General features: G+C 46.6%; 27 protein-coding genes and 1 riboswitch. Of the genes, 14 read left to right on the top strand and 13 right to left on the bottom strand.

What is annotated here, in order from left to right; genetic code table 11:
• Positions 1 to 292 precede the first annotated feature (292 nt).
• Complete coding sequence (locus tag L9W92_RS01730; protein WP_240082040.1) at positions 293 to 745, top strand: C-GCAxxG-C-C family protein; 453 nt, start codon at positions 293 to 295, stop codon at positions 743 to 745.
• On the opposite strand, the gene L9W92_RS01725 is transcribed toward L9W92_RS01730, so the two are convergent.
• Positions 716 to 1,402 (bottom strand): TIGR04283 family arsenosugar biosynthesis glycosyltransferase, encoded by a 687-nt coding sequence (locus L9W92_RS01725; RefSeq protein ID WP_240082039.1) that lies wholly within the window; start codon positions 1,400 to 1,402, stop codon positions 716 to 718. The two genes, L9W92_RS01730 and L9W92_RS01725, sit on opposite strands and share 30 nt — an antisense overlap.
• 95 nt (positions 1,403 to 1,497) lie before the next feature.
• Here L9W92_RS01725 and L9W92_RS01720 point away from each other — a divergent pair, with 95 nt between their 5' ends.
• Positions 1,498 to 2,163, top strand: a complete 666-nt coding sequence (locus L9W92_RS01720; protein ID WP_240082038.1) for a TIGR04282 family arsenosugar biosynthesis glycosyltransferase — start codon at positions 1,498 to 1,500, stop codon at positions 2,161 to 2,163.
• Between the two features lie 164 nt (positions 2,164 to 2,327).
• Here L9W92_RS01720 and L9W92_RS01715 read toward each other — a convergent pair whose 3' ends face one another.
• Complete coding sequence (locus L9W92_RS01715) at positions 2,328 to 3,827, bottom strand: transposase (RefSeq protein WP_240082037.1); 1,500 nt, start codon at positions 3,825 to 3,827, stop codon at positions 2,328 to 2,330.
• A 259-nt stretch (positions 3,828 to 4,086) separates the two neighbouring features.
• On the opposite strand from L9W92_RS01715, the gene L9W92_RS01710 reads away from it, so the two are divergent.
• The 8 genes from L9W92_RS01710 (at position 4,087) to L9W92_RS01675 (ending at position 9,586) form a co-directional block, all read left to right on the top strand.
• Positions 4,087 to 4,419: an arsenosugar biosynthesis-associated peroxidase-like protein gene (locus tag L9W92_RS01710; RefSeq protein WP_240082036.1), complete on the top strand. Its 333-nt coding sequence runs from the start codon at positions 4,087 to 4,089 to the stop codon at positions 4,417 to 4,419.
• A 43-nt stretch (positions 4,420 to 4,462) separates the two neighbouring features.
• Positions 4,463 to 5,452 carry an arsenosugar biosynthesis radical SAM (seleno)protein ArsS gene (arsS, locus tag L9W92_RS01705; protein ID WP_376741768.1) on the top strand — a complete coding sequence of 330 codons (990 nt, stop codon included), beginning with the start codon at positions 4,463 to 4,465 and terminating at the stop codon, positions 5,450 to 5,452.
• A gap of 29 nt (positions 5,453 to 5,481) precedes the next feature.
• Positions 5,482 to 6,165 (top strand): YdjY domain-containing protein, encoded by a 684-nt coding sequence (locus tag L9W92_RS01700; RefSeq protein WP_240082034.1) that lies wholly within the window; start codon positions 5,482 to 5,484, stop codon positions 6,163 to 6,165.
• 66 nt (positions 6,166 to 6,231) lie between these two features.
• Positions 6,232 to 6,618: a hypothetical protein gene (locus L9W92_RS01695; protein ID WP_240082033.1), complete on the top strand. Its 387-nt coding sequence runs from the start codon at positions 6,232 to 6,234 to the stop codon at positions 6,616 to 6,618.
• Between the two features lie 167 nt (positions 6,619 to 6,785).
• Positions 6,786 to 7,499 carry a TVP38/TMEM64 family protein gene (locus L9W92_RS01690; protein ID WP_240082032.1) on the top strand — a complete coding sequence of 238 codons (714 nt, stop codon included), beginning with the start codon at positions 6,786 to 6,788 and terminating at the stop codon, positions 7,497 to 7,499.
• 287 nt (positions 7,500 to 7,786) lie between these two features.
• Positions 7,787 to 8,380 (top strand): hypothetical protein, encoded by a 594-nt coding sequence (locus tag L9W92_RS01685; RefSeq protein WP_240082031.1) that lies wholly within the window; start codon positions 7,787 to 7,789, stop codon positions 8,378 to 8,380.
• A 32-nt stretch (positions 8,381 to 8,412) separates the two neighbouring features.
• Entirely contained in the window at positions 8,413 to 8,625 is a 213-nt protein-coding gene (locus L9W92_RS01680) for a hypothetical protein (RefSeq protein ID WP_240082030.1), read from the top strand.
• 70 nt (positions 8,626 to 8,695) lie between these two features.
• A complete protein-coding gene (locus L9W92_RS01675) occupies positions 8,696 to 9,586 on the top strand; it encodes an SDR family oxidoreductase (RefSeq protein WP_240082029.1) in 891 nt (296 codons plus the stop codon).
• Here the strand turns inward: L9W92_RS01675 and L9W92_RS01670 are convergent.
• Both L9W92_RS01670 and metE read right to left on the bottom strand, forming a co-directional pair.
• Positions 9,573 to 10,835 (bottom strand): MEDS domain-containing protein, encoded by a 1,263-nt coding sequence (locus tag L9W92_RS01670; RefSeq protein ID WP_240082027.1) that lies wholly within the window; start codon positions 10,833 to 10,835, stop codon positions 9,573 to 9,575. The two genes, L9W92_RS01675 and L9W92_RS01670, sit on opposite strands and share 14 nt — an antisense overlap.
• A gap of 166 nt (positions 10,836 to 11,001) precedes the next feature.
• Positions 11,002 to 13,164: a 5-methyltetrahydropteroyltriglutamate--homocysteine S-methyltransferase gene (gene metE, locus L9W92_RS01665; RefSeq protein ID WP_240082024.1), complete on the bottom strand. Its 2,163-nt coding sequence runs from the start codon at positions 13,162 to 13,164 to the stop codon at positions 11,002 to 11,004.
• A gap of 162 nt (positions 13,165 to 13,326) precedes the next feature.
• Positions 13,327 to 13,511, bottom strand: a riboswitch (cobalamin riboswitch).
• An 85-nt stretch (positions 13,512 to 13,596) separates the two neighbouring features.
• Between metE and mntR the strand changes: the two genes are divergently transcribed.
• Positions 13,597 to 14,067, top strand: a complete 471-nt coding sequence (gene mntR / locus L9W92_RS01660) for a transcriptional regulator MntR (protein ID WP_240082023.1) — start codon at positions 13,597 to 13,599, stop codon at positions 14,065 to 14,067.
• Between the two features lie 25 nt (positions 14,068 to 14,092).
• Here mntR and L9W92_RS01655 read toward each other — a convergent pair whose 3' ends face one another.
• Genes L9W92_RS01655 through L9W92_RS01645 form a run of 3 tightly spaced genes read right to left on the bottom strand, consistent with a single transcriptional unit; the run spans position 14,093 to position 16,545 of the window.
• Positions 14,093 to 15,487 carry a nucleoside recognition domain-containing protein gene (locus L9W92_RS01655; protein WP_240082022.1) on the bottom strand — a complete coding sequence of 465 codons (1,395 nt, stop codon included), beginning with the start codon at positions 15,485 to 15,487 and terminating at the stop codon, positions 14,093 to 14,095.
• Positions 15,484 to 16,233: a FeoB small GTPase domain-containing protein gene (locus tag L9W92_RS01650; RefSeq protein WP_240082021.1), complete on the bottom strand. Its 750-nt coding sequence runs from the start codon at positions 16,231 to 16,233 to the stop codon at positions 15,484 to 15,486. Before L9W92_RS01650 ends, L9W92_RS01655 begins: the two co-directional genes overlap by 4 nt.
• A gap of 51 nt (positions 16,234 to 16,284) precedes the next feature.
• On the bottom strand, positions 16,285 to 16,545 hold the full coding sequence (locus L9W92_RS01645) for a FeoA family protein (protein WP_240082020.1): 261 nt from the start codon (positions 16,543 to 16,545) through the stop codon (positions 16,285 to 16,287).
• A 291-nt stretch (positions 16,546 to 16,836) separates the two neighbouring features.
• On the opposite strand from L9W92_RS01645, the gene L9W92_RS18620 reads away from it, so the two are divergent.
• Both L9W92_RS18620 and L9W92_RS01635 read left to right on the top strand, forming a co-directional pair.
• Positions 16,837 to 17,202 carry a nucleotidyltransferase family protein gene (locus tag L9W92_RS18620; RefSeq protein ID WP_240082019.1) on the top strand — a complete coding sequence of 122 codons (366 nt, stop codon included), beginning with the start codon at positions 16,837 to 16,839 and terminating at the stop codon, positions 17,200 to 17,202.
• Positions 17,199 to 17,672 (top strand): ribonuclease toxin HepT-like protein, encoded by a 474-nt coding sequence (locus L9W92_RS01635; RefSeq protein ID WP_240082018.1) that lies wholly within the window; start codon positions 17,199 to 17,201, stop codon positions 17,670 to 17,672. The genes L9W92_RS18620 and L9W92_RS01635 overlap by 4 nt, the downstream gene beginning before the upstream one ends.
• A 105-nt stretch (positions 17,673 to 17,777) precedes the next feature.
• Here the strand turns inward: L9W92_RS01635 and L9W92_RS01630 are convergent, their stop codons facing one another.
• Positions 17,778 to 19,064, bottom strand: a complete 1,287-nt coding sequence (locus L9W92_RS01630; RefSeq protein WP_240082017.1) for a copper amine oxidase N-terminal domain-containing protein — start codon at positions 19,062 to 19,064, stop codon at positions 17,778 to 17,780.
• Between the two features lie 452 nt (positions 19,065 to 19,516).
• On the opposite strand from L9W92_RS01630, the gene glnA reads away from it, so the two are divergent.
• Positions 19,517 to 20,935 (top strand): type I glutamate--ammonia ligase, encoded by a 1,419-nt coding sequence (gene glnA, locus L9W92_RS01625; RefSeq protein WP_282442260.1) that lies wholly within the window; start codon positions 19,517 to 19,519, stop codon positions 20,933 to 20,935.
• 139 nt (positions 20,936 to 21,074) lie between these two features.
• Here glnA and L9W92_RS01620 read toward each other — a convergent pair whose 3' ends face one another.
• The 5 genes from L9W92_RS01620 to L9W92_RS01600 all read right to left on the bottom strand — a co-directional run bounded on the left by L9W92_RS01620 (position 21,075) and on the right by L9W92_RS01600 (position 23,901).
• Positions 21,075 to 21,665: a ferritin-like domain-containing protein gene (locus L9W92_RS01620; protein ID WP_240082015.1), complete on the bottom strand. Its 591-nt coding sequence runs from the start codon at positions 21,663 to 21,665 to the stop codon at positions 21,075 to 21,077.
• A 267-nt stretch (positions 21,666 to 21,932) separates the two neighbouring features.
• A complete protein-coding gene (locus L9W92_RS01615) occupies positions 21,933 to 22,871 on the bottom strand; it encodes a hypothetical protein (protein ID WP_240082013.1) in 939 nt (312 codons plus the stop codon).
• Positions 22,861 to 23,124 carry a CopG family antitoxin gene (locus L9W92_RS01610; protein ID WP_240082012.1) on the bottom strand — a complete coding sequence of 88 codons (264 nt, stop codon included), beginning with the start codon at positions 23,122 to 23,124 and terminating at the stop codon, positions 22,861 to 22,863. Before L9W92_RS01610 ends, L9W92_RS01615 begins: the two co-directional genes overlap by 11 nt.
• A 137-nt stretch (positions 23,125 to 23,261) precedes the next feature.
• On the bottom strand, positions 23,262 to 23,705 hold the full coding sequence (locus L9W92_RS01605; RefSeq protein WP_240082011.1) for a type II toxin-antitoxin system VapC family toxin: 444 nt from the start codon (positions 23,703 to 23,705) through the stop codon (positions 23,262 to 23,264).
• Positions 23,683 to 23,901, bottom strand: coding sequence for a hypothetical protein (locus tag L9W92_RS01600; RefSeq protein ID WP_240082010.1), 219 nt, complete (start codon positions 23,899 to 23,901; stop codon positions 23,683 to 23,685). Before L9W92_RS01600 ends, L9W92_RS01605 begins: the two co-directional genes overlap by 23 nt.
• Positions 23,902 to 24,464 lie beyond the last annotated feature (563 nt).

The following is a 24,464-nucleotide window of genomic DNA, read 5'->3' as shown; positions in this document are numbered from 1 at the left end:
CTTTGATAATAAAATATTTTTAATATCAAATAATATTATTTTCAAAATAAATATACCAGATCAAGTTATGCAAGTCAAAATTTTTTTGTGATTTTTTTATCTTTCCGCTGATATTGGTTATAAGGTGGTAGATCTGCGCAGGTGTTTCTATAAAAATAAATAAATCTTATTCATGGTAGCAACATCATAACAATATTTTATTTATTATACTAAACGAGTTTATGATAATATAGTGATTTAGAAAACCATAGATTATCATATGTTGGAAACGCTTAAGGATTGAGGATTGAAAATGCGGGATATTAATGAGGAAGTGCGCAGAAAAGCCGGAGAGTATTTTAACCGGGGTTATAACTGCGCCCAGGCCGTGGCGCTGAGCAATGTCGAGGTTTTTAACGGACCTGTGGAGGGTGTCAGGCAGATGGCCGCCGGCTTTGGGCACGGTATGAGCGCCGGCTGCGCCTGCGGCGCCCTTACCGGCGGCGTGATGGCTATCGGCCTGCTGCTTGCCGGCCCGGAAGCGGCGGGCTTTGACCGGGGAATCGCTGAGGCAGCGGCGGAACTGCACAAGAGATTTGTCGGCGAATTTGGCCTTACTTGCTGCAGGGCGCTGCGAAGGAGATCTTCACCTTTAAAGAATAGCCGGTGTAAGAAAATAACCGTCACGGCAGCCGCCATCACCCTGGAATTGCTGTTGTCCGGAAAACAGCTGCCGTCAGCGCCTGTCGGTGTACATCCTCTTTAACGCCGCGGGGCTGACTCCTAGCAGGTAAAGCAGTTTAAGCTTATGCATCAGCCAGGCGGTGCGCCACTTGCCATAAAGAAGCCAGCGCCTGGCGGAAGTGGTTACCGGGCCGGGCAAAAGCATGGTTTTCCCCGCCCGCCCCAGGCGGCGGGAAAATTCCCAGTCTTCCATTAGTTCGACGGCCGGGAAGCCGCCGAGCTTGTTAAAGGTTTCTCGCCGGGCAAAAATAGCCTGGTCTCCGAAATAGATGCGCGCCAAGCCCGCCCTCAAGTTTGAGCCCAGAGCAGCGATATGGAAAAACAGGCCGGGATGATCAAATTTTACCTTGAACGCGCCCCCGGCCACGCTGTGATTGGCCAGGGCGAGCTCAATCTGCCGCAAGAAGCCGTGGGGCAAACGGGTGTCGCTGTGCAGGAAGAGCAGCGCTTTCCCCGTGGCCTGCCGGGCGCCGGCATTCATTTGGACAGCCCTGCCCCTGGGCGACTGGATTAATTTTATGCCTTCGGGGATCAAGCCGGCGGTGCCGTCGGAACTGCCGCCGTCCACCACGATAATTTCGATCATGTCGGACCAGGGGCGCAGGTGCTCAATAGTGCTGCCGATGGTTTCGGCTTCGTTGTAAGTTGGAATGACAATACTAATCAAGGGCTCTTTCATATTTCAATATGTTCTTTATTTTTTTACTTTATCCTTTCTGTACATAAAAGTAAAAAATGTTTAATGGCCAACTAACGGCTAAACGGGGTGAAAAAATGGCTAGGCCCGCGCTGGCGGTTATGGCCAGGGTACCTTCTGCAGAAGGAAAAAGCCGCCTGAAAGAATTATTAAAGCCGGAACAGCGGGAGCAATTGCAGTGGGCCTTTTTGCTGGATACGCTGGATAAGATTAAGCGGCTGCCCGGGTTTGCCTGCTTTGTCGCCGCCGCCCCGGCGGCCCGGGCCGGCAAGCTGAAAGCGGCTGTCGGCCCGGAAGTGGAAGTTCTTCTTCAGCCGGGGGGCGATTTAGGCCGGCGCATGCTTTCTGTCATTCGTCAATTGTTTCAGATTGGCTATTCCCCCACCATACTGATTGGCGCGGATGTCCCTGCCTTGCCGCCGGCGTCTTTGCTGCAGGCCGTGAAACTGCTCGAACGTTACCATTTGGTTTTTGGCCCGGCAATGGATGGGGGCTACTATTTGATCGGCATGCGAAATCCGGACGACAGGGTTTTTCAGCATATCGCCTGGGGTACCGGCAGTGTTTTACGAGACACGCTGGCCGTTTGTGACCGTCATAACCTGACCCGCGGCTTGCTGGGCTGTTTAAGGGACGTGGATCGTCCGGCCGATCTGCTGGCTTTAGCTGAGGAGCTGAAGCAAATGGAGAAGGAGTCCGTACCTGTGAGGACCGTAAAATTTTTACAAAAACTTTTAAAATAAATAGACTCTCGGTATTAGATGGGGGGAATTGTAAAATATAGTATAAAACAACTGGAAATTCTGGTGTGCCAGGCTAAAAAGACTGTCCTTTCACGACGCTCTTAAAAAAGGGCATGTCAAAGAAGCCTAACGGCATCTATAAAAAAAACAGCCTTAGGGTTAAGTTAAGCAGCTTTTGGGGAAATAAGTTGTTTTAGGTTTTTCAGATCTTCTTGCTGGTGGGTATACCATGCGTCCATGTGCTGACACATCATAATGCCGTAAATGCGTATATACCACATCTTAGTAGAACGGTGACGACCGGATTCCAACTTGTAATCAATCTTCTCCCGTTTATTGGTTCGCTCGGCGGTCGTACGTCGCTTGTAAATAAGTTTCCACTTTTCCGAATCCCTCGGTGTTTTCGGAAACAGTCGGGGGTTGTCTATACTGCAGGTATGGAACGTTCTTCCGAATTTAGCAGTCGAACATGGTTTTTTGCAGGTGTTTGTTGTCCGCTTCTTCATCATCGGACATCTCCACTTATGCCGTTTCTGGGAGTGGTCGAAGCCGTAATGCTTCATTTTCTTTCCGGCAGGACAAATCGGGATGCCTTCGGGCGAAATTTGAATATCACAGTTGGTTTCCAGGTTCTTCTTGCCGCGTACATTAAGGTCAATAAAGGGTTCAATGTTCTGGTGAATCAAGAGGTCATAGATGGGTCCGGCATCATGAGCGGCATCAAGCAGGATCTTATCCACTATGCCCAAGGTGAAACGTTGCGAAAACTCAACCGAAGATACGATAAAACTTACTGCATCGTGTCGGGAAGCAGGGTGTAGACGAGGGTACAACGGTAAGTCATATGGACTGTTTGCGGCAGTCAGTGTGTACAGGTGGTATCCATTGAAGTATCGCTCCCGTGCGCTATCCCAGCCGGAATTGCAGTCAGGTTGGGAATAGATGCGGGGATGGTTGCACTTCGCAAGGCCTTGGGCATGACAATTACAGGTTGGTTTGCTGCGGGGATAGGCTGCGGTGACGACAGGGGTGCCATCACCAGCGATATTGAGCGCGCCTATTTCCCCGAGCAATCCGAGCCTTGCTGATACCGCAAGAAATTGAGATTGGAAGAAATGGAATAGACGATCCATTGGCAAATCCTTTTTGGAGTCCATATGGCGCATCATCCAGTTGGCTAAGCGCATAATGCGTCCGGGTGTTGTAGTTGGGGCTTTTTCACCCTTCTTTCCCTTCTTTGGTTTCCGCTTGCGCTTATTCTTACAAGGCTTAATGTTATTTTTAGACGCAGCCCATAAGCGGGCAAAGAAGTCATAGAACGTGCCAACGCCGGGAACATCACCGGGTTCAAAACCACTGAGGATAGCATAGAGAGGAACACGGTACAGTTCATCAACCCATGCAGTGATGCCGATTTCCGGTTTGGTGAGTAAAAAGAGCAGAAACGAACGGAGCATAGAGGCAGGGTCACGGGGAGCAGGACCTCTGGCACAGTATAGATCGCGAAGTAATGTTGTGATGCCAGCTAGATTCGTGATCCAGAGCTTAGTGATAAGAGGCCAGTCCTTGTTGACGAGAACGAGTAGCCCACCGGCATAGTGTTGTTGCAGTTGTTCGATGACAAAGCTTTGGTACGTTTCATGCAGTTTAACGACAGGTTTCAAAACAAACACCCCAATCGCAATTAGTAAGGAAAAATATTCCTCATAGTCGATTTTGGGGGTTGTTTTGAAAAGTCAAGTGTTTTCGACGAATTTCTCAATAAAATTTTAGATCCGAATTTCCAATTGGATACGGATTTAAATGAAAATCCCCCTACGAAAAGTAGGAGGATTTCAAAAACGATGGTTCAAGCTAAGCCTAGTACCATCTGACTCGGCGAATGCCGAGAGGCTATATAATTGTCAAGGAGGATGAATTAATATGGATAGCTATTATAATCCAGCCGACCTGGCCAGATTTCCGTCTGTCGGCGAGGATGCCCCGGAGCTTTGGGAAAAATTTATGTCTTACTACACCGCGGTGTTTCAAGAAGGAGCTTTAAGCGCGAGAGAAAAAGCGCTTATTGCCTTAGCGGTGGCCCATGCCCTGCAATGCCCGTATTGCATCGACGCTTATACCCGGGATGTCCTGGAAAAGGGCGCGGACCGGGAACAAATGACGGAGGCTGTTCATGTGGCTGCCGCCATCAGGAGCGGGGCCACCCTGGTCCATGGTGTGCAGATGAAAAATGTTGCCGATAAGCTTGGCTTTTAAGCCGCCGGAGGTATTGATGGAATCAAGCTGTAGCACCAATCAAATGTACGATTTGCGGGCCGCCGCAACGGTTCCGCCATTTTATCAAAAGCTTCAGGCAGCCGGCCTGTTCCCTCTCATGAGTACCGGTTTATCCACCTTGCAGGTGAATGTAGGCAGGACCTGCAACATGTCATGCAAACACTGCCATATGGATGCCGGTCCTGACAGGACGGAATCGATGAGCCGGGAGACCATCTCCCAATGCCTCGGTGTGCTGCGCGGCACAAATATCTCCACCTTGGACATCACCGGCGGCGCGCCCGAATTAAACCCATATTTGCCCTGGTTTATTGAAGAAGCCGTTAAACTGGGGCGGCAGGTAATTGTCCGCACCAACCTCACCGTGTTGGACGCGGACAACTATGCTTGCTTTGCAGAATTTTACGCCGCCCACCAGGTCGAACTGATCGCCTCGCTTCCGTACTACCGGGAAAAGAATACAGACCGGCAGCGCGGCGAGGGTGTTTTCAGCGCTTCCGTCCGTGTTCTGAAGCGGCTGAACAAACTGGGTTACGGCCTGGAGCAAGATAAACTGCGGCTGAATTTAGTTTATAACCCTGGCGGGGCTTTCCTGCCGCCCGTTCAGCACGCCCTGGAAGCGGACTTCCGGCGGGAATTGATGCGCCGCCACGGGGTTGCGTTTAACCGGCTCTTTACGATTACGAACGTGCCTGCGGGGCGCTTTTTAGGATTTTTACAGAATTCCGGAAACCTGGAAAAATACCTGGAGCGGTTGTCGGACGCCTTTAATCCTGCCGCCGCGGCCGGGGTCATGTGCCGGAACCAGATTTCCGCCGGCTGGGACGGCAGATTGTACGACTGTGATTTCAACCAGGCGCTGGGATTGCCCTGCGCGCCGGAAGTGCCCGGACATATTCAGGATTTTGATTGGGCGTCGCTGAAAAAGCGCCCGATTATGCTGGGCGATCATTGCTACGCCTGCACCGCGGGTTTCGGCTCCAGCTGCGGCGGCGCTGTTGTGAAGGGTTAAAAATTTAAAATTAATGGAGGGACAAAAGGATGAAAAGGGCAAAAGTATTATCCATGGTTTTAACGCTTTTATTTATTACGGTATTATCAGCAGGATGTAATTCCCAGTCACCGAACCAAAGCACAACGGCAAACAAGGAATTCAAATTAGGTGAACTAACAGACGCAAAGACCATGGTAGTAAATAAGGATAAGAAAGAAATCCAAATTCTCGCAGAAGTAAATGGAAAGTACTTAACAGAGTCAACCAGGCATGGCGTAGTTTTTAAGGATGGAACCAACGGTGAAAAATCGGTTTTAAGAGGACTTTCCAATCAGTTTGATTTCTACAACGCTCTTATTGAAATAGGTGCAAAACCAGGAAACAACATTTCATTGGATGACATGAAAAAGGCAGAAAAGAGCGTTGAAGGTTCTAAGCTTAATGTGTTTGTTACTTGGGACGGGCTGGGAAAAGAAATACCCTTCACCGATATATTAAAGGCAAGTGAGAATAGGCCTGCGGATATACGATTTGGCGGAAACCTCGAAAATGCCACGAACCTTAAAACAGGGTGCATTTTGTGTCTGGATAGCTGTGCGGTTGGCATCACAAGCAACGCTGCTTATAAAGCCAATGAAATTGAATCAAAACAGATTAAAATCACTGGGAACCCCGATGTTCTTCCGAAGGACGGCACTAAGGTTGCAGTAATATTCAGACTTGCAGATTAGTTGATAAATGGCAGGCAAGGGATAGCATTTCTTGCCTGCCTTATATTTATTAGACCGAGGAGTTTTATGAAATTTTTTGTGATAATCTATAATGGATTTATATGGGGCTTACTTGTAGCTATTATAGCTATCAACAGCTTTTGGCTTGACATGAGAATCAGCGTTGGTCTGATTATTCCGATAGCAATATTAATCTCCGTAATTGCTGGTTTATTAGCCAAAAAGCAAGTGATTATATCGAGAGGATTTACTCTGGTGAATTTCATTTTATGCTTCATGCTGGCTTTTTTAGTGCTGGGGGGCAAAAGATTGACTGTTGTACCTGCATCCATAATCAGAGAAAGTATAAGAATGACAAGCATTGGCTTTCCTGTCATTAACCAGGTTCTAATATTATTCTTTTCTTTAGGTCTGATTTTAATCTGGATATGGAGACCAACCAGTAAGCATTAAAGTTTTTCACTTCGACTAGGGTTAATTGGTAAAGATAACCAATAGGCAAATAGCGGTGGTATCCCCATAAGCCTGCCAGGGGAACGGCTGATAGCTGATGGCTAATGGCTAATGGCTAATGGCTAATGGGAATATGTCTTTATTCCCTGCTAAGGAGGGTGCGGAAGATGAAAAAAAACTGGTGGAATACCTGGTGGTTCAAATTATTGCTGATTCTAGTGCCGGTAAGTCTTTACTATGCGGTGGCGCCCTTTCATAACGCTATTAACCAGGCTGTGGCGATGTTGTCCAAGGTCAACGTTCAGGTTGCCAAAGATTACATTCTATCATTTGGCATCTGGGCTCCCATTATCTCCTTTTTGCTGATGGTATTACAGTCTGTGGCGGCACCGTTGCCCGCATTTATTATTACTTTTGCCAACGCCGGCCTGTTTGGCTGGGTCAAAGGGGCGGTCCTGTCATGGTCCAGCGCCATGACCGGCGCTGTTTTATGTTATGCGATCGCAAGAGTATATGGCCGGTCTGTGGTGGAGAAGCTTACCACCCGGTCCGCTCTGCGCGAGGTGGATGTCTTTTTTGAACGGTACGGCAAGTGGGCTGTATTAATTGCCCGCCTATTGCCTTTCGTATCTTTCGACGTGGTCAGCTATGCCGCCGGTCTTACATCAATGGGCTTCTGGGAGTTCTTTTGGGCTACCGGACTGGGACAGCTTCCGGCCACCATCGTCTATTCTTACGTTGGTGACATACTGGCCGGCAGCGTGAGAACCGTAGTATTTGGCCTTTTATTGTTGTTTGCTCTCAGCGCTTTTGCTTTGATGTTTAAACAGATATGGCAGGATCGACATAAACTTAAAAATCAATCAAAAGATGCACCCTAATGAATTGGTCACAGGTTTTTATAACCGTGGGGTGCAGCTTAAAATCGTTCCGATATTAACCAAATTAGAGCAATAAATGGTAACAAGGCAAATAATTCATTTTGATTGGAATTTAATTCTATAATTGGCAATAAATTATTAATAACGCTGGTTGAATTAGTTTTTTAATATTCTAGTTAAAATTAACAAGATTATTTCACCATTCCAATAAAAAAGGCATAATCTGTACTAAAATTAGGTAATTTGCGGTCCAACTTCCGCATACCTTGAAGGAGGAAGCTTTTCTTATGGAAACGGAACAAGATGTAAGAAAATTATTTCCAGAAACTGTTTGCATCGAAGTGCCCAAAGTCTATGATTTTTGTTTTCAGGCCGAGCGTCGTGAAAACGTCTGTTTCGAATTGCCGGATCGTTGCAGTGAAGGAGTGTCTGCCGAGTGCAAAATAACGCATGTCTCCTGCAATGAAGTAATGCCCCGCTCCAACCCGGATGAAAATGGCCGTGCCAATGTGGTTATAGCGGTTCAGGTGACCCTTGACATTAAAATTAAGAATGCCATTGGCCATGTCGTTGGCACTCTGCACGATCTCAGCTTCGGTTTCACTAAAACCGTATTGCTTTGCGCCCCGTCAACGCCGTTCCCGACCACCGTCGTGTGCGACGTGCCGAATTTTGCCTGCGGGCCTTGCCTGGTCCTCGGGCATCAGGTCTGCTGCAATTTCGACCTGTGCATCATAATTCAGTCTGTGGCCGTGGTAAAGCTCCTGGTGCCGAGTTTTGGTTTCTGCGTCCCCCATCTTTGTGAAAGTGTTTCGCCGGTCGGCCCGTTTGTCTGCCCGCCGGAACTGTTCCCGCAGCCGTGCAGGCCTCAGTGTGATTAACAATAAGACAACAACATCGTGAGGAGAAGTTGATGGACTATCTGATGCATTTTACAGTGGACGGCTTGTATGATGCGGATAGAACAGCCTTGATGAAAAAAGAGCTTCTTGCCATGGAAGGGGTAAAGGATGTGCAGGTTACCGGGGTCGACCGGGTAAGCATTGTTTACGACCCTACTGTAGTAATTCCAAGCAAGTTAACGGCAATAATGAGATCAGTGGGAGTGAGAACGCGCACCGGCTGAAGAAAATGTTAATTTGGGGGCGTTGCCCCCATTAACTTATTTATGATTCTCCTGTTAAAGTGAGGTAAGCATGAAAATTTTAATCATAGGCGTGTCGGGACAGATCGGTTTCCATCTCTACCAGGCGTTTGCCGGTTCCCACCAGGTCAGCGGCACTTATTTTTCTTATCCGGTGCCGGATATGTATCGCTTGGATATGACAAAACCGGGAGCAGTCAAAGATTTTGCCGCCGCGTTAAACCCCGATATTATTTTCCTTCCCGCGGCCATGCCGGACGTGGAAGCCTGTGAAAAAAACCCGGCGCTGTGCTACGGGATTAATGTGGACGGGACACGAAACGTCCTGACGGCCGCCAGCGAGATCAGCGCGAAAGTGGTTTTTTTTAGCACGGATTACCTTTTTGACGGTGCAGCCGGCCCTTACGCTGAGACAGAGCGGCCCAAACCCCTGAATATTTACGGCAAGGCTAAAAACGAGGCGGAACAACTGATCAGGCAGTCGGCATGCCCTCACTTGATTGTTCGCACAAGTGTGGTTTACGGTTATGAAAAACAGGGGAAAAATTTTGTCGTGCGTTTAAGCGCGCGTCTCCGGCGAGGGGAAAAGGTTAAAGCTCCTATCGATCAGCTCAGTACACCCACTTACGCGCCCAACCTTTGCGCCATCATTAAAGAGTTGGTCGAAAGAGACAAAGAAGGAACTTACCACATTGCCGGCCCGGAATTAATGAACCGGTATGATTTTGCGCTTCTCGCAGCGGAAATTTTCGGGCTGGAGCGCGGACTGATCGTGCCGGCCACTACTGAAGAACTGGGGCAGCAAGCGCCCCGGCCTTTGCGCGGCGGGCTGAAAGTAGGCAAGGTCTGCTCGGCGACCACTACTCGCCTGATGAATGTTCGAGAAGGACTAATCGACATGAAAAAAACAATGGAGTCGAACGCCACGGCTAATTTAGTTTAAATTGAACATAAAAGGTTGTCCCAATCCCCGCAGGATTCTTTTTGAACTTTAAAGTTGCGTTATGTTGAGCAGCAACATTATTGCAGATGGCTAGACCTAATCCAGTGCCGGTATCTTTTGTCGTAAAAAAAGGAGAACCGATTTTTTCAGTAATGTCCGGGTTAATGCCAATGCCTTCATCTGCTACTTCCAGGATAACATCACCATTTTGAGCGTATGTTCTAATAGTCAAATTTCCCCCTGCCTGCATTGCTTCCAGCCCATTCCGAACCAGGTTAAGTATTAACTGACGTATATCCTTGGGGATTATCGGCATTTCGGGGATCTCTTCCAATTCTAATATTATGTTATTGCCATTTTTGACGGCATCTGCCTGAAGCAAGGGATAAATCATATTAAGAATATTATTAAGACTATCTCTTGTAAAATTGGCCTCTTTATTTCGGACCAAGGAGAGAAATTCATTAATAATACTACTGGCTCTGTCTATTTCTTCAAGCATAATATTGAAGTATTCAGCATGTTTTTGATATTCGCTCTTTTCCTTTAATAATTGTAGGAAGCCTTTGACAGATGTAATTGGATTTCTTATTTCATGAGCTATACCTGCTGACATTTTTGACATTAAATCTAGTCGCTCCAGCCTGGTTATATCGCTGGCGATGCTGTAGCTTTGATCATTGTTTGCGAACAAATACTTATGATTTTTTACCACATCAATAATTTCATAGTTATTGCACTTGCTGATTTGATAAGTGCAAATTGCGATCATTTTCAGACGGTCAATTCTTTGGTCAACCTTTGATTCATAATTTTGAAATGCCGGCCAATCTGCTTTTTTGAGCCAAGTTGTATTGCCGCTTATTCTAATGCCCTTATAACCATTGGCTAAAACTTCATCTATCTTCTTGAGCCATGCGTTTAAAACATTAGCACCATTGAATTTGCCATGGTTTAAGTACCATTCTGAGTAAGAAAGTACTTCTATCTGTTCTTTTTTTAGGTAATAATCAAAATTTGGTATATATTCTCTCAGTGTTTGTTTTGCTTTATCAGCATCTATTGGTTCTGAAGTAACCCACATGCAAAATTCGTTATTCTCTAAACCAAATTTAAAATATGGCACTAACATGTTGATTAAATCGTTTTGTGATTGATAAAACCCACAAATATGAGTACCCCAAGGGATGTTCTCGAAAAAAGTATGATCACCTGGTATCGTATTTTGATATATATTTGTCATGCTCATGAATTTAACTCCTCTGGAATATAAGTCTATAAACTTAATTTTTCTGCATAAATAGTGAATTTCCTGTAATTTTATTCCGACAATATCCGACTGAAATTGGCAATATTTGAAGAATCTATAAGCTACAATGGAAAAGAGCCCGTCGGGCTCTTTCAAAAGTTTTTATCTACTCTACCTTTAGCCGTAAATGTCTGCTCAAATTGCTCAAATTTTTTAAAGCTAGTAATGTTTCCTCCCATTGTCTGGTCTTTAATCCGCAATCCGGATTTATCCAAACATTCTTCCCGGGCATTACCCGTAGCACCCGTTGGACGATTTCTGCCATATCGTTTGTCGACGGAACAACAGGCGAGTGGACATCCCAGACGCCGATACCCATTTGTCTGGCAAAATCAACCTGCGCAAAACTCTCGATAATTTCTCCTTTGCTTCGGGCTGCTTCTATGGATATCACATCGAAATCCATTTGGACAATCTGATTGATGATCTCGCTGAAATCCGAATAGCACATGTGAGTATGGATCTGGGTTTGGGGACTTGTATTGGTAGTCAGGTTGAAAGACTTGATCGCCCAATCAAAATATTTGTCCCAATTTCTTTTTTTTATAGGCGCTTTTTCCCGGATAGCCGGCTCATCGACCTGGACAATTTTAATGCCCGCAATCTCGTAATCTTTAACTTCATCACGCAAACATGAGCCAATTTGATAGGCTACCTCTGATTCAGGCACATCTTCACGCACAAAGCTCCAGGCAATAATAGTGATGCAGCCGGTTAACATTCCCTTCACCGGTTTATTGGTTAAACTTTGCGCGAAAGTTATTTCCTCCAGCGTCATGGGTTCCGGTCTGCTTACATCGCCATAAATGACAGGCGGTCTATAGCCTCTGGTTCCATAGGAAATGATCCAGCCATTTTTCGTCGTGGCGATACCATCCATTTTCTCGGCAAAAAACTCAACCATGTCGGTTCTCTCAAATTCTCCGTGCACCAGCACGTCGAGACCCAATTCCTCCTGGAGCTTTACCAAGTCCGAGATGTTTTGTTTGATAAACTTTTTATAATCATCCTCTGAAATTCTGCCGGCTCTGAAATCCGCTCTTTTCTTGCGAAGCTCGGCAGTCTGGGGAAAGCTGCCGATAGTGGTCGCGGGGAATGCCGGCAGTTTCAGGAGCTCCTTCTGCCGCTCGATCCGTTCATGGTAAGGGACAGCTTTCTTAAAATCACTTTCATTGAGCTGACTCACCCTTGCTCTTACCGCTTCGTCCGTCCCGAACTTTGAAGCAACCCGCCATTCCGGTATTTCTTTTCCCCCATTAAACTTTGCAATCAACTGGAGTTCGTATAAGCGCTCTTCGGCGAAAGCCAATTGATCAAGCAAGCCCTGCGGCAGATTTTCACCCTTGACAGTCAGCGGCAAATGGTAAAGCGGTCCCGCGTTGGAAGCGGCAATTCTTTTTGCTTTTTTTAACAACTCTTGCAGCATGCCCACTGTTTTCCTTATATCTGTCCGCCAGACATTTCTTCCATCGACTACACCGGCAATCAATATTTTTTCTTCCGGAAAACCGTGTTTTTCAATAAAGGTGAGATTTTCGTTCCCGTGGACGAAATCGAGTCCAATCGCTTTCACGGGAAAATCATAAAGCTCCTTCAGGAAATCAACGCCGTCATAATAAGTAAAAAGGTTAATTTGACACCCGCTTGACGCAAGAAGATGGTATACTTTTTTGGCGGCCGCGACTTCTTCGCCGGTAACATCTGTAACAAACGCCGGTTCATCGATGTGAACCTCCCCCAAGCTTTCCAGCGCTTTTTTATAAACTTCGCCCAAAGACATGAGGAATTCCTCCCAGTTCTTCCGGCCGAATCCCTCCGACAGCTTTAAGAAAGTAAAGGGGCCCAGGAGATAAGGGAGCCCTTTGCCGAACTTCTCCTTGTATTCCCTGGCCTTATTCCACTGCAATTGCAGATCAGCGTATTGCCTCCCGGAAAAATTCGGCACAAGATAGTGGTAGTTGGTGTTGAACCATTTGGTCATCTTCAAAGTATTTTTACCTCTGCAGTAATCATAGTACCGGTCAACATTTTCAGCTTTATATAGTCCGACCATGCAGGCCGTATCAAAAACATGATCATAAAGGGTCATCTCCCCTACCGGAAAGAAATCAACGTATTTTTCATAAGTAAGGAGCATCCCTTGCTGAAGTTCGTCCAGTTTATCCTTCATTTCTTTTGCGGAAACATTACCTTGCCAGTAACCTTCAATCGCCTGTTTATACTCCCTGTTAGCGCCGATTCTTGGAAAGCCGTAGGCGTAGCTTTTCACGTTTGCAATCCCCCTGAGTTTTATTTCGGAAAATACATGAGCTTTTCAAATAAAAAATCTCCCCTAAGCAGCTTAAGGAAGATGGCACGCGGAAAAATCCCCAGACACAAGCATTAACCTTATATCCAGACCATATAACCACCCCTTCCCTCCGAAGGAACTTAGTTTTTCCCTTGCTAGGCAGGTCTCCTGGCTTGTGAATCATCTGCAGCCGATTGCCTTCCCGGTTCCCCAGTGGCTTTTTTATCGGCGCATCTTCACTTACAGTAGCGGGGGCTGCAGCGGATTTTCACCGCTTTCCCTTTTCATTCGAGGATATCCCGAACACCTAGTGGAATATTCAATTTTTATTTATAATTATACACTTTATATTCCCGCCTCGCGACGCATAAAATAAAATAAATTTGATTAAGTAAGCAGGTGTTTTCGGGAATGTCCGATGAATTCTTCACTTTTCGGGAATACATGAAAAAAGATGACTCCCTGCTAACCGCGTCCATGGAAGATTATTTAGAAATGATTTACAGGCTGTCCAGAAGAAACGGATTCACCAGAGTCAACGATCTGGCTGCCGCGCTTAACGTACAGCCTCCTTCAGCCACCAAGATGGTGCAGAAGCTGGCGGACGTGGGAGTCGTAAATTACGAAAAATACGGTATTATTTTATTGAGCAAAAAAGGAAAGAAGCAGGGGCAGGCTCTGCTTGAACGTCATCAAATCATTGAGGATTTTTTGAACTTGCTGGGTATTTCCGGGGATGTGCTGGAAGAAACCGAAAAAATCGAACATACCATCAGCACCCAGACGCTGGACTGCCTGGCAGATTTTGTTGCGTTTTTTGAAAACCGGCCGGAAATCGTCCGGGAGTTTCATGCATATCGAAAAACAAAAGGAGAGCCATAGCATGGGCTGCTCCTTTTGTTTTCGATTAAACCCATCCCAATAATCTTGCAGACTGGGCCAATACAAAACAAACAATGACGGCAATACCCAGGGGGATCAGGGCGGCCAGGGCGGTCCACTTGAGACTGCCGGATTCCTTAAAAATGGTCCAGAGGGTTGTGCCGCACGGGTAGTGCAGCAAGGAGAACAGCATCATACAGACAGCCGTCAGCCAGGTCCAGCCGTGTTCCGCCACGAACAACTGGCGCAATGCTTCCAGGCTGTCCAATTCAATCATTGTTCCTGTGGCCATGTAGCTCATCAGCAAGATGGGTATAACAATTTCATTGGCCGGCAGCCCCAGCAGAAAGGCCATGAGAATATAGCCGTCCATTCCCAGCAACTGCCCGAAGGGATGCAACCAGTTGGCGCCATGCGCCAGGATGCTCACACCCCCGATATGAACGTTTGCCAGCAGCCAGATGACAGCCCCGGCCGGTGCCGCCACAAGTACCGCCCGGCGCAGCACAAACAGGGTGCGGTCAAAAATCGAGCGGGTGATAATCCGGCCAAGCTGGGGCTTGCGGTAAGGCGGCAGTTCCAGTGTGAAGGAAGAAGGAACACCTTTCAGCAAGGTCTTGGACAGAAGCCAGGACACTACCAGGGTCGTCATGATGCCGGTCAAAACGACGCCGACCACAATGAACGAGGCGCTTAAAGAAGTGGCCATTCCCATCACCAGCAGGCCGGCAAGGGCAATCAGAGTGGGGAAACGGCCGTTGCAGGGCACAAAGTTGTTCGTCAGCATGGCAATCAGGCGCTCCCGCGGCGATTCAATAATCCGGCAGGCGATCACGCCGGCGGCGTTGCAGCCGAAGCCCATGCTCATGGTCAGGGACTGCTTGCCGTGAGTGCCCGCCTTCTTGAAAAGGTTGTCGAGATTAAAAGCAATCCTTGGCAGGTAACCCATATCCTCCAGCAGGGTAAAGCAAGGAAAAAATATAGCCATCGGCGGCAGCATCACCGATACGACCCAGGCCAGGCAGCGGTAGATTCCTTCCACGAAGAATCCGTTGACCCAGGCGGGGGCGTGCAGCCAGTGCAAAAGTGCCGTCAGCCGCTCCTGTCCCCAGAAAAAGGCGGTTGCCATCATTTCGGAAGGGATGTTGGCGCCGGCCACGGTAATCCAGAAAATAACGGCCAGCAGCAGAAGCATGGAGGGAAAACCGAACACTCTTGACGTAATAACATCATCCAGTTTTTTATCCCAGTCGAATTTAGGTTTTCCCCGGCGGAGCACAATCCCTCCGGTGATTTCTTCCGCCCTGCTGTAGATGGTGCAGACAATAGAATCGTTTAATTTCAGGGAACTTCCCGGGTTTAACCGGTTAACTTCTTGCATAAGCTCATTCAGGTCTGCGGAAAGGGATCCCCTGCTCATGCCAGGATCACCTCTGCCATACCGGCGGCAGGGTCATCCTGCCGGGCCAGCCATTGTTCCACGGCTGCAATCACCGCCTGGTCTTTATCCAGCAGCCGCAGCGCGAGCCAGCGGGTATTGAAGGCATCCCCGACAAGCTTTTTGAGCTTTGGTTCCAGCCGGCGAACGGCCTCTTCAATTTCTTCCTTGTATTGTATTATATAAGGCTTGGTTTCGATGCGCCCGGTGGCGACACCGGAAATATTTTCAACCAGCCTGTCAAGACCCGTTCCATTTCTGGCCGATGTGGGAACCACCGGCACTCCCAGCTTGACAGCCAGAGCACGATAGTCGATGTATATTTTTTTGCGCTCGGCTTCATCAATCAAGTTAACGCAGAGCACTACCCGGGGGGTTGTTTCCAGCACCTGCAGCGCCAGGTTTAAATTTCTTTCCATACAGGTGGCGTCCAATACCACCACTGTCGCATCGGGTCTCTCAAAGCAGAGAAAATCCCTTGCCAACTGTTCTTCCACCGAATTTGCCATCAGTGAGTAGGTTCCGGGTAAATCAATCAGTTTAAAGGTGAGACCATGGTGAATGAAGCGTCCCGCCGCGCGGAGAACAGTTTTGCCCGGCCAGTTGCCGGTATGCTGGTTTAACCCTGTCAGCGCGTTAAAAACGGTGCTTTTACCGGTGTTGGGGTTGCCGGCCAGGGCAATCACGTAATCCGTCCTGGCGGGTTGTTTGATTACTAAACTACCCACTTAGGATCACCCCACAGGACTGGTGTGTTAAGCTCATCGTTTTATGCTCCTTTATAAGTTAATCAGGATTTGGTATGCCTCTTCCTTGCGAAAGGCTATGACAGCTCCGCGTATCCGGTAAGCCTTCGGGTCGCCCGCGGGGCTGATCCGGAGGGCTTCTACCCTGGTACCTGGAACCAGGCCCAGGTCGAGCATTCTCCGCCTGATTATTCCTTCAGCTTGGATCGAGCTTACCGTGGCTGACCTGCCGACGGGCAGATCATACAGGCTGATGATTTTGTCCGCCTGATTATCAAGCTGCCTGTTTCCCATATGCATAACTCCTTGTAGCACGGTTTTCTTTTGTTTAATTAATTTAGCATTGGCTAACAATTGAGTGATTAGTTATTGAATGTCTCATAACTCAAACCAAGTAATATGCAAAACCGTAATAGGTTTGCGGAAATATACTGTTTTAGGTGGAGACACTACATCTTACGTCTGGCATTTTCGCTTTGTTACAAGCCGCAATTGGTAATTTCTCACTCATCTGATTATGAAAGGTACTGGAATTGATATGTATTGACGTTCCAAAATGTTATAATATTCGCAGGAGGGACGGATGTGAGCACTACAAAGCAACTTGACCGTTACCGGGCCGGCTGGCTGGAATACAAAAGAAGGAAGGAACAGGAGCTGACGAGCCGGTACGATGATGCTATTGCCAAGGCGCGGTTGGCGGCCGGGCATATTAAACAGCGGTACAATGGCAGAGTTTTTCTTTTTGGTTCCCTGCTGCGGCGAGATAAGTTCATGGAGCATTCCGATATAGATTTAGCTGTCGCTGATTTGGCTCCGGAGGTAAATTTTTGGGAGTTGTATGCGGCTGTAATGAATGCGCTACATCCATTTGAGTTTGATCTGGTTGAACTGGAGAGAATTGACCCGCTGGTACGGGAACATATTTTAAATAGGGGGATAGAGTTATGAGCCCCAATATTATTTTACTAGAAGCCAGATTACGGAAAGAACTTTTTCAGTTGGATAATTTGGAGAACGAACTTAAAGCACTTGCCAAGATTAAAGAGCTAAAAGTTGAGAGCGTCCGGTTAAGAGCTTATGCCTCAATTTTACATGACTTTTATTCCGGAATAGAAAAAATGTTTATCAATATAGCCCGTGAAATTGACGAAGCAGTACCTAAAGCTGAAGGCTGGCACAGGCAGTTGCTGGAACAAATGACTTTGGATATTCCTTCCAAAAGACCCGCCGTTGTTGATGTTAATCTTGCCGCGCAGTTGCAGCAATACTTAAGCTTTCGGCACCGTTTTCGCAATCTTTACGGGTTTGAATTGGATTGGGCCCGGATGGAGGGACTGGTAAAAAACATGGGTGCTACTTTAAAAAACGTGAAAAATAGCATTGAGGATTTGTTGGTTATTCTTCAGAGTGTCATCTAAACGTTGATAGCGGGTGAATGAAAAACGCCTGGCAGTTAGCCACCAGGCGTTTTAGCTTGCCGCACACGGACGGCGGTTTAAATGGCGTTTTATCGTTGGCTGCTGTTACGGGTTGCTCGTTTCTTTAGCGGCGCTAACGTCCGGGGCGTTGAAGGCGCCGCCCATGTCGGTGATATTGATGTCGCCCGTGAGCTTCATGTCAATTTTCATCACTTTGGGCGCGTTGTCTTTTTCAGCCCCGTTTGCCTCCTCAGACACCGGGTTTTCAAAGGACATGATTAGCCGGGCGTCATACTTGACAATCTCGCTGAGCATTGTTTCCTTGTTGATTAAAACTGAGTAATTATAATCCAGCGTAGCGTTTTTCAGGAGTTCCTCCATTTGTTTTTGCAAGTCGGCCGGATTCCCGGAGGCAGTGCCTTGCGGTACTCCCTGCATCGCTTGCGCGATGATTTTGGGGTAACCCTGCATAAATTTGTTCATATCGATGGTTGCGTTCACGACATAGTAATCTTTGTTGGCGATTGTCATGTCGTTGCCGAAGTTCAGTAAGATGCCCATTTCTTTCATCAACTCGGCAGCCTTCAGGGGATCTGACTGGATGTCCTGCTGCTGTTTCCAGAATTCCGGTGAAAACGGCATGTCCATTACGGTCCAGTCCTGGCCCGGGGCTTTGATGTACATTTTGTCCTGGTTCATGTATGTTTCAACAATCGCTTCATCTATCGCTTCAGTGTTATTGTCCGCGGCTTCTGGCACGACAGTTTGTTTCATATATACCTGGAAAGGATCGTTCTGAATTTGTCCGGTTAATTTCGAGGTAACGTTTTTTGGGGCTTGTTCCACAGCTTTTCCGTCTTCCTGGATGTCCATGTCAATGTTAAAAAGGCCTTCCATGGAGTACGTATTGTATACTTGGCTTGCTACTGTGGACTTCGTCAGCAAGTCAGAAACCGACATGCCGTTCCTTTGTTCATTTCTGGTCAACTTAATCAGCCACTGTTCTCCGTCCCAGTCAACTGTGAAGCCAAAGGCGTTGCTGACGGCGCGAAGGGGGATGAAAATGCTGTCACCTGTTTTTGCCGGCGCGACGGGCAGCGTGATAGTTTTGTCCCCAAGCAAAGCTTCAGTTTTTCCAACGGTCAGATTCAGAGTCACTCCGTTTTCCGTTACGGCAAAGTTGTCGTTAGCGGACCAATTGACGTCGGCGCCTACAATACTGATAAAGGTATCCACCGGAACCATGCTGCAGTCGTCCGTCATATACAGGCCGGGTGTCGGAACTGTGTCGCCGTTTACTTGCAGTTGAACGGTTTCGGCGGCAAAAGCGGGAAAGGCTGCGGATATTATCAGCAGCGTGAATGCCAGAACAACGATAAACTTTCTTCTCATAAGGCTACCTCCATATTAATTTTGCCAAGGTTCCGCGTGATAACCAGTCATGCACCTCCTTTGCTGTAATTTAAAATTATTAAGTTGCCTGTGCGGGAACTCTTGCATTATTGATCATTTTATTTTAACATTTCCAGGAGAAAATAATAGTTGTATATTGTGGTACTTATTAGGTTAACGGATTAAATTTTTTTAATCTTGCGTGCGGGGTATGGACCAATAGCCATTGTAATAAATAAAATAATGTAATATAATATTGCCAAGTTGAAAACAGTGTTGTTTTTTCTTTTTTGAAACTGGGTAGTTTCCTTGAGGTAATGACGCCTCATACCGGCCCTTTTAAAGATGGCCGGTATGAGGTTTTTTGTTTTTTATGCCCGCGTTGGAAAGGAGGTTTTTTCTCTTCTGGCAGTTCTATTAATTTTATTTTATATCTAACAGGAGGTATGTTTATGAAAACACCCCAGGATGTTCTTGCTTACATCAAGGATAAAGATGTAAAAATGGTTGATGTGAAATTTATCGACCTGCCGGGTATTTGGCAGCATTTTTCGGTGCCTGTTTCCGAATTTAACGAGAGTGCTTTTGCTGAAGGTTTCGGCTTTGACGGTTCCAGCATACGCGGTTTCAGGGTTATTAATGAAAGCGATATGAATCTGATTCCCGACCCGACAACGGCTGTTGTGGATCCATTCAACAAAGTACCCACCCTCAGCATTATCTGTGATGTGGTTGACCCGTTGACTGGTGAGAAATACAACCGCGACCCCCGCAATATCGCCAAGAAAGCCGAAGAATACTTAAAAGCCAGCGGAATTGCTGACGAGAGCTACTGGGGGCCTGAGGCGGAATTCTTTGTTTTCGACTCGATCAGGTTTGACCAGAACCAGCATTCAGGCTACTACTATATTGATTCCGTGGAAGGCATTTGGAACTCGGGATGCGAGGAAAGTCCCAACCTCGGTTATAAGCCGCGTTATAAAGAAGGATATTTTCCGGTTCCCCCCACCGATTCTCAGCAGGACATGCGGACAGACATGGTTATGACCATGTTGGAGGCCGGGCTCAATATTGAGTGCCAGCACCACGAGGTGGCCACCGCGGGTCAGGCCGAAATCGACATAAAATATAACACGCTGGTCAAGATGGCCGACGATCTGATGATGTTTAAGTACATTGTGAAGAATGTTGCCAAAAAGTATAATAAAACTGCGACCTTTATGCCGAAACCGCTTTTCCAGGACAACGGCACCGGCATGCATGTCCACATGAGCCTGTGGAAAGACGGAATCCCCCTGTTTTTTGACGAGAAGGGATATGCCAAATTAAGTCAAACCGCGCTGTATTTTATCGGCGGCTTGTTGAAGCACGCCCACGCGCTGACTGGTCTGACCAATCCGACCACCAACTCCTACAAGCGGCTGGTGCCGGGCTACGAGGCGCCGGTAAACCTGGTTTACTCCATGAGGAACAGAAGTGCGGCGGTACGTATCCCCATGTACTCCAACAACCCCAAGGCCAAGCGGGTTGAGTTCCGCCCGCCCGACCCCTCCTGCAATCCCTACCTGGCTTTTGCCGCCTTGCTGATGGCGGGCCTTGACGGGGTGAAGAATAAAATCGACCCGGGCAAACCGATGGATAAAGACATTTTCGATCTGCCGCCTGAAGAAGCCAAGGATATCCGCTCAGTTCCGGGCTCACTTGACGCGGCATTGAAAGCGCTGCAGAATGATCACGAATTTTTGCTGGAAGGCGGAGTCTTCGATAAAGATGTGCTGGATGCCTGGATTGATTACAAACTAACGAGGGAATTTGACGCCATCAGACTTAGACCGCACCCATACGAGTTCATGCTTTATTACGATATATAAGGTTAACAACGCCCGGCATTCGAATTGCCGGGCGTTGCATTTACTAAGGGGTCAGCCCTTGACATTGGACAAAGACACATAATACCTGCATACTCTCCGGCTGTCCAATGTCAAGGGCTGACCCCAATTAACACCTTAATCAACTGCAGTTTACCGCAAACAGGTAATTCCATTTAGACCCGTGTTTTAACTCATCTGTATAAATTTCCGTAATCATGTTTCTATACGGCAGAAATTTAAGTCCGAATAAAATTTTGCGATATCGTTCCACTGCGGCCAGCTCTCCGAACAGGGCTTTGGTAATTCCGTTGCAATAACTGGGGGGAGGCTGGAAAGCACCGTTCTGGACTGTGGTAATCTCCTGTCCTGTCAGTTGCCAATATAGTTCTCTCAGCATTTTATTATGTTTGATTTCATCATCGCGAATGGATGCGACAATTTCTTTTTGGTCGGAGGGGGCGATATTAAGCATATAATTGTAGAATAATTCATCCTCTCTCTCGCCGCCCACCGATTCGACGATTAGCCTCAGAGCCTCCGGATAAGCATATTCCGGCACATACATGTAGGTTGGGTAATATTTATAATTAATGCATGGGTATCCCGGATACGGAGTCTGCAATGGATTGGTTCCCGGGCCACAGGAAGGACAATTAAAATTTACCGCGCTTGTTTGGATTTGTTCGTTCTCACCTTTATTCACATTTCCTTTGTTGTGAAGGTCAGCCATGAAGAAACACCTCTTTAATACCATCATATGGTATTAAGTCTATAATGTTCCTGGTATGGCTTAATATTTGAGCATCGCGTTTGTGCTGCATATAAACAACAGAACATTTAGTATAAAAGTACATGCTCAGTAAAGATACGGATTTTAGGACAATTTGTAAAAGTTAACTTTCACGAAGATGTTCTTTGAACGATGAGGTGATCAGTTGGAATACTTGCACCTTTTTTTGCTAAAAAGTCTATAGTATTTATGGAAGAGTTTGGCAGTTTAACTGCCGGACTCCTCCGCATATTTCAGCACGCGGGCAAGGATTTCCTCGCGCTTGGCGTTAATGGCGTCAAAGTTCATGGCGGGGATGTAGTAAGTCTCCATATGGTCATGCTCCTCCTTGGCTTTGGCGATGTAGCTGATCGCCCTGTTGATGGCTGCGGAGAGACGTTCCCGGGCGCTGTCGATCTCACTGCCGTAAACCGCCAGGATCGACTCGTTCAGGTGCTGGTTCAGATTGTACAATTTAACCTTGGTGATGGCAGGAACATTTTGCGCCTTAAACTCAATGCCGGGGATATCCTTCATAACTGCGCATCCTTGCCGCGGAATCAAAACGAGGTCTATATTGTCCGGCGCCAGCGGGCAGTGGAATACACCGGTATCCAGGCCTCTCGTGTGGGCGGCCCTGGCGACGGCGCCGACAACGTAGGAGGTCAGGCTGGTGGCGTCGCTGGTCACCAGGTAAAGCTTCCTGGTATCCTGCAGAATAGTGTCGAGATAGTGCCACTGCCCCCCGGGGGTAAAAGCGGTGGCGAACAAGTGCCTGGCTTTTGGTTCTCTTTCATATTGGACCGGGGCGTCTTCAGTGACGCTCTTGATTATTTTCCAGGCGGTTTCATGCACCCGGGACCGGTTGGCGGCTTCTTCCAGGTAGCTGTCCAATTCGTCTTTGATCACTTTGGCCTCGGCCAGTTGGTGGTAAGCTATTTTGAAGAGGCGGCCGACGCGGATGTTTGTCTGCAATACCTGCTGCTTGACGGCCTGTATTTTTTCTTCATCCCAGAAGTCGCCGAGGTGGATAATTTCATCAACCGCCCCCGGATTTTTCGGATCAACCACGTGGAGTGCGGTTGCGGTTGCAAAACATTTAGTATAAGGGTACAAGCCCAGTAAAGACGGGGTTTTAGGGACATCTTCGTGATAGTTAACTTTCACGGAGATGTTCCTTAACCCATAAGGTGATCAAGTCGGAGTACTTGACACCTTTTTTCTTTGCTAATTGGTGCAGAAGATTTTCATCTTCTTTTCCAAGGGCTATTGAAACAACCAGTTTGCCCTTTCTTTTAAACTTAACTTCCTTTGCCACTTCAAGGTCTTTGCTAAAATCAACCAGAGAGTGCTTTTCCCAAAATTCCCTAGCTTCCTGGAGAGTGGCAAAGTCGGGTATTTTATTTTCATTACTCATCATCAGTAAGCCTCCGGTAATATTTTCGTTCGTCCTGAGTCATGTTACTGGTAGCTACTACCATAGGCCGGTTTCTATTGAAATGGAGGTGATCAAGAAAAATAAAGGCAATAAAAATTGCCTTTATTATGAATGCTAATTTATCTTTTCTTTATGTGCGGCCAAAGGCTACGCTTAATTATATAAAAATGATTATCGAATCCGAATATATTTTGAATATCGTACTGTTCAACGATGACAAAACTCATAGCATCAGGGTAAGATAAATTCTGATCTTCATAAGCTCTGAGAACAGCATGGGTTTTGTTTATTAGGTCGGTATCAGGAATTACAGATCTAATATAATCTGTTTTTATTGCATTTTCAATTATTCCAAGGAAACGGTTGGCTAATGAATGACCACAGTGGTAAAGTAACCAGGTATATGTTTCTGATATGACCAGCGTGCTGGTGAAAAGTAAAGTGCTTTTCTTTAATGAGTTATAAAAAGCTGAGGCTTCTTTATGGTAGGGGTCAGTGACATCAAGTAGAGCAATTAGGCCCCCTGTGTCGATGAAACATTTATAAAGGTCTTTTGCCTCCATATAAATCCTCCTTGTAGTGTTGGGAGCCTGTACCTGGTCCTTTTATCATACCAATTAATTCTGAAAGGGGATCGTCTGGACCGCCTCTTAGTTGCACGTCGTTTTTGGAATTGAAAATTCCTAATCTACGGAATAATTCTTCTTTCTGTTTAGGAGTAAGTTTATTGATTTCTTCAATCAAACGGTCAATTGCCATTGTTTATCACCCTTAAATAAGGATTATATTTCTTGAGAGAAGTATAACTACGATATGGTTGAATGTCAATATTAGCCAGATGGTAAAAATAGACGATCTTCGTTTGTGAACTATTAATATTAACCAAGCAGTATGCTGATTTCAGTGACAACTATGGGTTAGAAGAGCGTGAAGGCTATTTCTACAGTTCTTCATGTGGGCTAACCCTTGGTATTATTGGATTTATTGCTCAATCATTTTTATGTAAATGGTTGTTCTTTTTATCATTTTTTTAAAAATCTATCCAAGGTAATTTGTTACTTTGCTACCTGAAGCTTATAAAAATGCAGTAAGAAAAGTTTAAGATTGAAATGCTTCAATTTTCCGGAGCATTGATTTTCCTTTGGGATGACTGGTCTCAAGTCGGTGGCTGCTTAAATGTGAGTCATTTTAGTAGATGCACCCACATATATAAAAAAACCTGGAAAGTAAAGGGCTGAGTAGTATAACAGCCCTTTTTGATATTCCTGAAATGTCTGTTATTTTTTTGGAATGTGCAACAATTTGGATATTTTTTGTTATTA

This window comes from Pelotomaculum terephthalicicum JT (assembly GCF_022410535.1).
GTDB lineage: Bacteria > Bacillota > Desulfotomaculia > Desulfotomaculales > Pelotomaculaceae > Pelotomaculum_D > Pelotomaculum_D terephthalicicum.
This window is presented reverse-complemented; position numbering and strand designations above follow the sequence as displayed.

Coding starts and splice junctions, on each gene's coding strand:
- L9W92_RS01690 (WP_240082032.1), top strand. CDS start 6,786: ATGAAAAAAAACTGGTGGAATACCTGGTGGTTCAAATTATTGCTGATT.
- L9W92_RS01610 (WP_240082012.1), bottom strand. CDS start 23,124: ATGATGAGTAATGAAAATAAAATACCCGACTTTGCCACTCTCCAGGAA.
- L9W92_RS01725 (WP_240082039.1), bottom strand. CDS start 1,402: ATGAAAGAGCCCTTGATTAGTATTGTCATTCCAACTTACAACGAAGCC.
- L9W92_RS01675 (WP_240082029.1), top strand. CDS start 8,696: ATGAAAATTTTAATCATAGGCGTGTCGGGACAGATCGGTTTCCATCTC.
- L9W92_RS01700 (WP_240082034.1), top strand. CDS start 5,482: ATGAAAAGGGCAAAAGTATTATCCATGGTTTTAACGCTTTTATTTATT.
- L9W92_RS01630 (WP_240082017.1), bottom strand. CDS start 19,064: ATGAGAAGAAAGTTTATCGTTGTTCTGGCATTCACGCTGCTGATAATA.
- L9W92_RS01720 (WP_240082038.1), top strand. CDS start 1,498: ATGGCTAGGCCCGCGCTGGCGGTTATGGCCAGGGTACCTTCTGCAGAA.
- L9W92_RS01685 (WP_240082031.1), top strand. CDS start 7,787: ATGGAAACGGAACAAGATGTAAGAAAATTATTTCCAGAAACTGTTTGC.
- L9W92_RS01605 (WP_240082011.1), bottom strand. CDS start 23,705: ATGGAGGCAAAAGACCTTTATAAATGTTTCATCGACACAGGGGGCCTA.
- arsS (WP_376741768.1), top strand. CDS start 4,463: ATGTACGATTTGCGGGCCGCCGCAACGGTTCCGCCATTTTATCAAAAG.
- mntR (WP_240082023.1), top strand. CDS start 13,597: ATGTCCGATGAATTCTTCACTTTTCGGGAATACATGAAAAAAGATGAC.
- L9W92_RS01645 (WP_240082020.1), bottom strand. CDS start 16,545: ATGGGAAACAGGCAGCTTGATAATCAGGCGGACAAAATCATCAGCCTG.
- L9W92_RS01600 (WP_240082010.1), bottom strand. CDS start 23,901: ATGGCAATTGACCGTTTGATTGAAGAAATCAATAAACTTACTCCTAAA.
- L9W92_RS01655 (WP_240082022.1), bottom strand. CDS start 15,487: ATGAGCAGGGGATCCCTTTCCGCAGACCTGAATGAGCTTATGCAAGAA.
- glnA (WP_282442260.1), top strand. CDS start 19,517: ATGAAAACACCCCAGGATGTTCTTGCTTACATCAAGGATAAAGATGTA.
- L9W92_RS01680 (WP_240082030.1), top strand. CDS start 8,413: ATGGACTATCTGATGCATTTTACAGTGGACGGCTTGTATGATGCGGAT.
- L9W92_RS01730 (WP_240082040.1), top strand. CDS start 293: ATGCGGGATATTAATGAGGAAGTGCGCAGAAAAGCCGGAGAGTATTTT.
- L9W92_RS01670 (WP_240082027.1), bottom strand. CDS start 10,835: ATGAGCATGACAAATATATATCAAAATACGATACCAGGTGATCATACT.
- L9W92_RS01620 (WP_240082015.1), bottom strand. CDS start 21,665: ATGGCTGACCTTCACAACAAAGGAAATGTGAATAAAGGTGAGAACGAA.
- L9W92_RS01710 (WP_240082036.1), top strand. CDS start 4,087: ATGGATAGCTATTATAATCCAGCCGACCTGGCCAGATTTCCGTCTGTC.
- L9W92_RS01635 (WP_240082018.1), top strand. CDS start 17,199: ATGAGCCCCAATATTATTTTACTAGAAGCCAGATTACGGAAAGAACTT.
- L9W92_RS01695 (WP_240082033.1), top strand. CDS start 6,232: ATGAAATTTTTTGTGATAATCTATAATGGATTTATATGGGGCTTACTT.